This window comes from Blautia sp. AF14-40 (assembly GCF_003479665.1).
GTDB lineage: Bacteria > Bacillota > Clostridia > Lachnospirales > Lachnospiraceae > Fusicatenibacter > Fusicatenibacter saccharivorans.
Genome location: NZ_QUHK01000056.1, coordinates 1 through 7136, shown reverse-complemented (window position 1 = coordinate 7136; position 7136 = coordinate 1). Strand labels below are relative to the sequence as shown.

The 7136-nt window shown below is 44.0% G+C and carries 10 protein-coding genes and 1 pseudogene; 2 read left to right on the top strand and 9 right to left on the bottom strand.

Annotated elements, in window-relative coordinates; genetic code table 11:
* A partial coding sequence (locus DWW13_RS17485; protein WP_118720711.1) for a plasmid mobilization protein occupies positions 1 to 263 on the bottom strand: 263 nt, incomplete at its 3' end.
* 349 nt (positions 264 to 612) lie between these two features.
* Here DWW13_RS17485 and DWW13_RS19785 point away from each other — a divergent pair.
* On the top strand, positions 613 to 738 hold the full coding sequence (locus DWW13_RS19785) for a hypothetical protein (protein ID WP_007037420.1): 126 nt from the start codon (positions 613 to 615) through the stop codon (positions 736 to 738).
* 152 nt (positions 739 to 890) lie between these two features.
* On the opposite strand, the gene DWW13_RS17475 is transcribed toward DWW13_RS19785, so the two are convergent.
* The 4 genes and pseudogenes from DWW13_RS17475 to DWW13_RS17460 form a co-directional block, all read right to left on the bottom strand.
* Positions 891 to 1379 carry a hypothetical protein gene (locus DWW13_RS17475; protein ID WP_002569239.1) on the bottom strand — a complete coding sequence of 163 codons (489 nt, stop codon included), beginning with the start codon at positions 1377 to 1379 and terminating at the stop codon, positions 891 to 893.
* Positions 1380 to 1493: 114 nt separating this feature from the next.
* Positions 1494 to 1799 (bottom strand): hypothetical protein, encoded by a 306-nt coding sequence (locus tag DWW13_RS17470; RefSeq protein WP_002569240.1) that lies wholly within the window; start codon positions 1797 to 1799, stop codon positions 1494 to 1496.
* Between the two features lie 163 nt (positions 1800 to 1962).
* Positions 1963 to 2103 carry a Maff2 family mobile element protein gene (locus DWW13_RS17465; protein WP_007037419.1) on the bottom strand — a complete coding sequence of 47 codons (141 nt, stop codon included), beginning with the start codon at positions 2101 to 2103 and terminating at the stop codon, positions 1963 to 1965.
* A 220-nt stretch (positions 2104 to 2323) separates the two neighbouring features.
* Positions 2324 to 3148, bottom strand: a pseudogene (locus DWW13_RS17460) (VirD4-like conjugal transfer protein, CD1115 family); the annotation flags it as partial.
* 124 nt (positions 3149 to 3272) lie between these two features.
* On the opposite strand from DWW13_RS17460, the gene DWW13_RS17455 reads away from it, so the two are divergent.
* Positions 3273 to 4586, top strand: a complete 1314-nt coding sequence (locus DWW13_RS17455; RefSeq protein WP_101874392.1) for a hypothetical protein — start codon at positions 3273 to 3275, stop codon at positions 4584 to 4586.
* A gap of 56 nt (positions 4587 to 4642) precedes the next feature.
* Here DWW13_RS17455 and DWW13_RS17450 read toward each other — a convergent pair whose 3' ends face one another.
* From DWW13_RS17450 to DWW13_RS17435, 4 genes are all read right to left on the bottom strand, one after another.
* Positions 4643 to 5050, bottom strand: coding sequence for a hypothetical protein (locus DWW13_RS17450; protein WP_442857752.1), 408 nt, complete (start codon positions 5048 to 5050; stop codon positions 4643 to 4645).
* A gap of 35 nt (positions 5051 to 5085) precedes the next feature.
* Positions 5086 to 5259: a transposon-encoded TnpW family protein gene (locus DWW13_RS17445; RefSeq protein WP_005924807.1), complete on the bottom strand. Its 174-nt coding sequence runs from the start codon at positions 5257 to 5259 to the stop codon at positions 5086 to 5088.
* 64 nt (positions 5260 to 5323) lie between these two features.
* Positions 5324 to 6187: an ATP-binding protein gene (locus DWW13_RS17440; protein WP_118512296.1), complete on the bottom strand. Its 864-nt coding sequence runs from the start codon at positions 6185 to 6187 to the stop codon at positions 5324 to 5326.
* A complete protein-coding gene (locus DWW13_RS17435; RefSeq protein WP_118512294.1) occupies positions 6184 to 6912 on the bottom strand; it encodes a phage replisome organizer N-terminal domain-containing protein in 729 nt (242 codons plus the stop codon). The genes DWW13_RS17440 and DWW13_RS17435 overlap by 4 nt, the downstream gene beginning before the upstream one ends.
* Between the last annotated feature and the right edge of the window lie 224 nt (positions 6913 to 7136).

Genomic DNA, 7136 nt, shown 5'->3' with positions numbered 1-7136 from the left:
TTCAGCGTCCGGGCTATCTGGTTTAAGTTGCCGCCGATCCTCCCGTATTCGGCGGTCAGCTTCCCGACAGCGGCAAGCAGCTCGTCATTGATGGGGGAAACGGTTATGATGGGGCGTATGGCTGCCCCGGTTATGGCTTGCCGGATAAACTCGGCTTGGCTCATGTGGTAAGCAGAAAGCCGCTGGGCAAACTCGGCGTATTCTTCCTCGGTCATGCGTGTTTTGACTACCCGGCTGCGGTGCGGCGTGTTGTATCGTTTCATAGGTGGTTGACCTCCTTTCTGTGCGTGGTGTCCTCTCACTAATAGGAGAAAAACAGGGTGTGAAGCGGAACTGTTTTTGAAAAATCCGAAAAATATTTTGAGGGGTTTTTCAGCGGCGCAAGCCGCATAAGCAGGGTTTGGGGAAGGCACTCCCCAACAAGATTCCCGCAGGGGCAAAATGAGCGATAAGCGAATTTTGGCACCTCGGTAGAATCTTGCTCTAAGAAACTGCCGGCCTGCCGTTCACTTGCTACTGCCACTTTTTCAGAAAATCTATAACCAGCTTTTTTTATAAAAGGCTGCGGGCTGGCGTTTTTCCCTTACTCCCTACAAACCACAAAAGAGCAGAATGGACGGACTTTCCGGCAAGAACTTTTCCGGCGGCTCGGTCTTTCCCGACAATAAGGCGTTTCGGAAGCTGCGTTTTGCCCGCTGTCTGAAAAAAATGGCAGCCTTTTTTGGTTTCACTGTCTAATACGGAACTTTTGGAAATTTGCCAAAAATGGACGCAAAAAAAGCAGCAAATCTTTTTCGGATTTACTGCTTCATGTGCCGCTGCGGTGCGGCGGGATGGATATTCAGTTGAAATAAAAGAGGATGGTGGTACTTTAGTCTATCGACTCTTTACTAACTATTAGGTAATCTTGAAAGATTTTCCTTGAATTTATCTAAAGAATGTTCATTGTTTCCCGCAAAAATAAGTGGAATTGTATATTCATATGATATGCCATTTTCATAGTCCGATAATTGTATTTTTATAGTATCATCCCTCTCATCTTTAGGTGCTATATATATGAATGAATTTTTATTTATATCAGATATTTTCCCTTTTTCAGAAGAAACAGTATAACCCCAGTCTGTTAAATTTGTCTTTATTGTAACTTCTGTTTCTGTTTCTTTTCTAGTCTGCAATGCTGTTTTATCGATTTGGATATCAAAAGGAGTCGAACCTAACAATTCACTGTTTATATTTACAAGTTCTTCTCCATTTGTTTTAGAAATATTAGATTCATCTTCATAATTTTGTTGAGATTCATCTTTTGGTGTTTCTCTGTTACATCCTAATAAAAAGCATAAAATAATTAGTACTAATACAGAAAGTTGTTTTTTTTGCATTTATTTCTCCTTTCATATTATCAAAGAAAGCACTGAGAGTACTTTCAAGAAATTATGAAATATTCTCAATGCTTTCTATTTTTTGATTATAAACTTGCCGGTAATGATACTATGTTAATTTATCTCTTTCGCGTAACCTTTGTTGCAATATACACATGCACCATTCACCCATTTGTGAGACATTTCAATCGTCTCAACTTCATAAATGCTTACTTCTCCACAAATTAAACATTGTTTGTAATTATATACATGACGTGTCGCACATTTATCCCAGTCATCATATATACCAGGCATTTCATCTTCATATCCATAGTACTGGGGAGAACCCCAACTATGAGTATGAGCGGCAAATACAGTCATTGGAGCAGCTACAATTCCAGCTACTACTGAAAGTGCTAAAATAGATTTTCTTAAATTCATAAGTTCCTCCCTTTCCTTAAAAATACATAGCTCTTTGTTACATTGTCATTTTAACATAATAATTGGTAAAATGCAATAATTTATTTTCTATTTACGAGAAAATACTGTGCATATTATCTTATTTAGGAATAGTTAAGGCGGCTACCTAAATCTTTTTATTACTTTACCGCACATGAGCATTGGCGCCGGGGTTGTCGTTGCCGTAACCTTCCAGCAGGTTGATAACGCCCCAGATACCGAGACCGGCACCGAGCGCGATAACGAGGGTCTGAAGAACGGTGATTGCCTGTTCAAAAAATGCCATATAGTTTGTTAGCCGGAATCTGATTAAAAAATAGGTTTGTCATGTTTCATAGGCATACAAAAGCCGGAACAATCTGCCGCCCGGTTTCCGGGGGGCATGATTCCGGCTGTCCTCCTTTTTCATTATTTTTTCTTGCGATTGTCCGCTTTGTACGCCAATGGCCCATAGAGGGCAGGTGCGGCGAATAGATAAGATCACTCCCTTCTAAAGCGGAACGAAATTAAGCGCCCTTTGTGTCTACTTCATATACATCGCAGACCTCATTGGGCTTGAGTTTCAGCCTTGCGGACAAGAATGCTTCAATATCAAAAGCGTTCTTGTCATCCGCGTCGGCAGTGTACTTGAAATTGGGGTGCTTGGTGATGTCGTACTTATCCGAAAGGAAAGGACGCACACCGCGCAGCTGGAGGATACACTTGCCTCCATCCATAACAGCAAGCTCATCCTGGCTCATCAGCTCTTTCCCCAATTTTTGATAGTTGAGTGAATGGGAGGTTTCCCTCCCACGGCTCTCTCCGGTGTTGTAGGTGTCGATGGTTTCCTTGCCCAGCACGGCAGCCAGCTCTTTGAGGGTAGTCGGCTCTTTACCGCCCAGGAAGATGGATGTATCCATGTTACCGATGATGGTATCTGCGTTATCCTTATAGATCGCCTTGAGCTGACTCTGTGCCTGCAACACCAGACAGGCAGAGATTTCACGGCTTCGGATGGTGGCCACCAGCTTTTCCAGTTTCGGAATCTGCCCGATGTTAGCACACTCATCAATCAAACAGCGCACATGAACTGGAAGCCTGCCGCCATACACATCGTCGGCTTTTTCGCAGAGCAGATTGAAAAGCTGGGTATAACACATGGAGATCAGGAAGTTAAAGCTGTCATCCGTATCACTCATAATGAGGAACAGAGCAGTTTTCCTGTCTCCCAGAGTATCCAGCTCCAGATCATCATAAGCCGTGACCTCACGCAACTCTGCAATGTCGAACACGGCAAGGCGAGCGCCGCAGGAAATCAAAATCGACTTGGCTGTTTTTCCCGAAACGAGTTGTCAAGGACTTTTTATCAAAAAAATAAGCAACAGTATTATCTGTTGCACTATGCTTGTTGTGTATGTCATTTGGCTGTATAATTAATAATATAAATTTTACTGACGAGATCGGAGGTCATTGCAAGTGGATGATACTGTTTTATTTTTAAGCGCATATAATTCGACACAGTATAAAGCGACAAACTGGTTTTTACGAAAACTTCGTAATGTTATCCCGCACAAAAAGAAGCAGATGCAATCCTTACTGGAAAAGCATCATCTTTCTTTCGTGGCAACAGACGAGACTATTACTTCTGTTGATGGGAAAATGGAGGTAACGGCCCAATATGATTATGTACATCAAGCGACTACATTTTCCTTCAAATCAAAAGATTCAGCTGAAAAAGAAAATAATGCAAGTGACTCTTTGAAAGATTCCGGTTTCTATATCAATCTTAGGCACGCACAATCTATCTTAGTTGATGAACGATATTTCAAAATCGAATTTACTTTCTGGCTAGAGCCATTTTTAGTTTGGATAAATGGTCAGATGTATCAAATTGATGCCGGTGCCTTTATGATGAACAGTGTTTTGTTCATTGTTTTTGAAGTCATAAACTACAAAACAGGAAAACCACTTGCCAAAGATGATGTCGGGGCAAAAGCAGAAAACTACAACCTACTGTCTGTGGAGAAATATCAATTCTTTGATGAAGAGAAACCTGTCGAGGCAGGAATGAAAATTTCTGAAATAATATATGAAAATATTTCTGAGTTTATCTGGGAATTGACAAATAAGTGTTATCGTTCCCAAGAATATTTCTTTGTGCATGACACATTGGTCTTTTCGAATAATATTGAAAATATTTCAGATTACTTTTGCAAACTCATTGATACGAAAGCGCCTGCTGAACCAATTAAGGACATTAGTACAGTGGAAATATACCAATATTATCCACAAGCTGGTTGTAGTGTAGTTTCTGACTTTGATTGTGATAACTTTCAACCAATTTTATATTCGGCCATTATATTGGAATCGCTAAAACTCTATATTCATATTTTTCAAAACTCTAACCTTGAAAATGAAACAGATCTTCGGCGGTCGGTACGAAATGATATTTACTTGCAGAATCTTTTTTGCTCTCCTAATCTTCCAATTGAAACTCATAATTTATTGAACTACATTAAGGAAAGCGAGCCTTACAAAAAACATGCAGAAGCTCTTCACCTAAAAATATCCTATTTGACTGCACAAAATGAACTAAAGAAAAGCAGAAACTCTGCGATTTTGAATGTTCTGCTATACATTATTTCTTTACTCAGTGCTATCGGAACTCTTGATGTCATAGAAGCACATTTTGGCGTACCATTCAAATACAGCTTTATTATTGTGGTCACGCTGTTTATTCTCGGACTGTTTTGGGGAATAATAGAGTATCGAAACCATAGAAAGCTCTAAAATTCGTAACAACGTGCCAGAAGCATTTTTTTGCTTCTGGCACGTTTGCATGTGAATTATTGGCGTCCACTTAGTAAATCGTCGCAGATATACGCATATTCCGGCAGCTGGTTGATATATGGTTCCCAGCGCCGCTTGATTTCGGCCAATTCCAGCGGATCGGCTGCTTCCAGCGCGTGATCGTTGCCCGTCATATATAAAACATCCGTAGCTACATCGTCCAAACACCTGTAACAGAGATCGGCGGCAGATTCGATTCTGATACCGGTATCCACATAGACTGGATTTACGCCAATCGCCAGCCAGACATAGCCTACCTTGTCCGACCAGAACAGTTCAAAATCAGGGCTTTGCCGCAGATGTTCCGCAAAGACCTCCTTTACTCGTTCAATTTCATGCTTCTCTTTTTCTGTGTAAAGCATTTTCGTGTCCTCCTTGACAAAAATTTTGGTGCGTACCATCATCAGTTTAGCACAAGGCGGCTTCGTTTATCAGTCTGTCACATCTGCTGAATTTCATTTTTGAGCATACGCTTGATTTTATCGCTCATGGTTTCTGTGCTGGTATTGCTGAAATGGACATGAACCTTGTAGGTTGTCTTGCCGATTTTCTTTACCATCGCTGGCGTGTTTTCCGGCGCTCTGGACGCAGTAGCGGCGTCTGCCACCTGCATAGTACGGGGTTCTCTGTTCATGGCGCTCCTTTCTCCGAACGGGTCTGTGCCGCCCGGTAAAAAATCAGTCTTGCTTACTGTTTACAATGTCTTTTGCTGTCTGTCGGGTAGCACCGGCATTTTCTTCCCGGAAATTCTTCCCGTCAAAAAGAATCGGCGCACACCGTTCCAGAATACGGTCATAGATACGGGCGTGGGCCAGATCAGGCGGGTTTTTCAGCTCGGACAGTTTCAAGTTTGTTGTGATAATCATGGGCCTGCGGCTGCGGTAGCGGCTGTCGATGACGAAAAACATCTGCTCCATAGCATATTCGGTACTGCGCTCTACACCCAAATCGTCAATGATAAGCAGGTCGTACTCATCAAAGCTGGCAATAAACTCCGACCTGTCCTCAGAGAACATCCCGGTCAGGCGGTTCAGAATGGTGGGAAAGTTCGTCATCAGCACCGGCACATCTTGGTCAAGTAGAGCATTGGCGATACATCCGGCGAAGAAAGACTTGCCGGTTCCCACATCCCCGAACAACAGCAGGCCGGTGTTGTTTTTATATGCCTCCTTCCAGTTCTCCACATAGGCGCGGGCCTTGTCCATCAATGGGTTTTTGCCGTTGTCGTTGGCAAAGGTGTAGTCATAGAGATAGCGGTCTTGCAAACCCTGTGCCTTTCGGCGTTTGATACGCTCCATGCGGCGCTGCCGTTCTTCAGCAGCCTTGCGCTGCTCCTCAGCCTCCTGCTGGCACTGGCAGATGCAGCGTGGCATAAAGTAGCCGGATTTCCCAAAGCATGGCACAACGGTCTGCCTCTGGCCGCCGCATTTCTTACAGTGAATGAGACCGTCTGACGGATCTATATACTCGTCCTCAGCCAGTTCCGCACCAGCAGCTGCCTTGTCGATGAACGCCCGGATTTCTGCGGTAATCTTAATCATACAGTTTCATCCTCCTTTACGCTGTAATCCCGGTTGCGTGAGGGTGTGATCGTTTTTTTAGCGTCCTCACCGGCCCAGCGCCGGATGGTGGCGGCATGGCTCTGATAACGCTTGCCGGTAGAAGCCATGTACTCGGACAGCTTTTCGATGTACTGGCCCCATACAGTGGGAAAGCTGGCCTGTAAGTCTGCCAGTTCCCCGTCCGTCAGGAAAACATTCTGGTAACGGCCATAGGCGGGGGCGGGGTGTCCCTTCTCTATCTCTCTATTTATCTCTATCTCTTTCTCTATCTCTATCTCTGGTGGACGAATGTCGGACAAATGTCCGCCGTTTGTCCGGGGCGCAGAAAGAGCCTTATTTTGGAGCCTCGCAGCCCGCTTTCGCTCAGCCTCGGTAGAGGACTGGCCGATTAAAAGTTCGATGTTGCTCATGTAGAATGTGCCGCTGTCCAGCACCTCCACAAGACCCAGCTTCAAAAAGATCTGCAAGGCTCTCTCCACAGTGCCGATCTGCTGGCGGGTAATGGTGGCGATCATCTGCGCCGTGTAAGGAATGTCCTCGTCAAGTTGAAGACGTCCACCATGTTTCAGCGATTTCAGATACAGCTTGAGCAGAATGTTGGAATACAGCACACCATCCTGCATACTTTCCAGCAGCACGATGGAATCATCGTCAAAATAGTTTTCTTTGAGTTTCAGGTAATAATATTTTCGGTTGTCTGACATAGGGTTCCTCCTTGGGGTTTCTCTTGGGATTCTGTACGCATTTTAAGGCCGTTTTAGGGGTCAGAGGATAAATCTATCAGCCTGCCTTTGACACCCTCGAAAAAAGCCTTGATTTACAAGGGTTTTTCAGCCCCTAAAGCGTGACATTTCTCCCGTTGTTTCCGCTTGCGCTTTGCGGCATTGATCCGCTTCATGCGTGCGGCACATTCCGGGCAGTATTTGGC

What these genes read in the sequence shown, in the direction of transcription:
- DWW13_RS17450 (WP_442857752.1), bottom strand. Translation starts at nt 5,050, where the DNA reads ATGATGGTACGCACCAAAATTTTTGTCAAGGAGGACACGAAAATGCTT.
- DWW13_RS17435 (WP_118512294.1), bottom strand. Translation starts at nt 6,912, where the DNA reads ATGTCAGACAACCGAAAATATTATTACCTGAAACTCAAAGAAAACTAT.
- DWW13_RS19785 (WP_007037420.1), top strand. Translation starts at nt 613, where the DNA reads ATGGACGGACTTTCCGGCAAGAACTTTTCCGGCGGCTCGGTCTTTCCC.
- DWW13_RS17445 (WP_005924807.1), bottom strand. Translation starts at nt 5,259, where the DNA reads ATGCAGGTGGCAGACGCCGCTACTGCGTCCAGAGCGCCGGAAAACACG.
- DWW13_RS17475 (WP_002569239.1), bottom strand. Translation starts at nt 1,379, where the DNA reads ATGCAAAAAAAACAACTTTCTGTATTAGTACTAATTATTTTATGCTTT.
- DWW13_RS17470 (WP_002569240.1), bottom strand. Translation starts at nt 1,799, where the DNA reads ATGAATTTAAGAAAATCTATTTTAGCACTTTCAGTAGTAGCTGGAATT.
- DWW13_RS17465 (WP_007037419.1), bottom strand. Translation starts at nt 2,103, where the DNA reads ATGGCATTTTTTGAACAGGCAATCACCGTTCTTCAGACCCTCGTTATC.
- DWW13_RS17440 (WP_118512296.1), bottom strand. Translation starts at nt 6,187, where the DNA reads ATGATTAAGATTACCGCAGAAATCCGGGCGTTCATCGACAAGGCAGCT.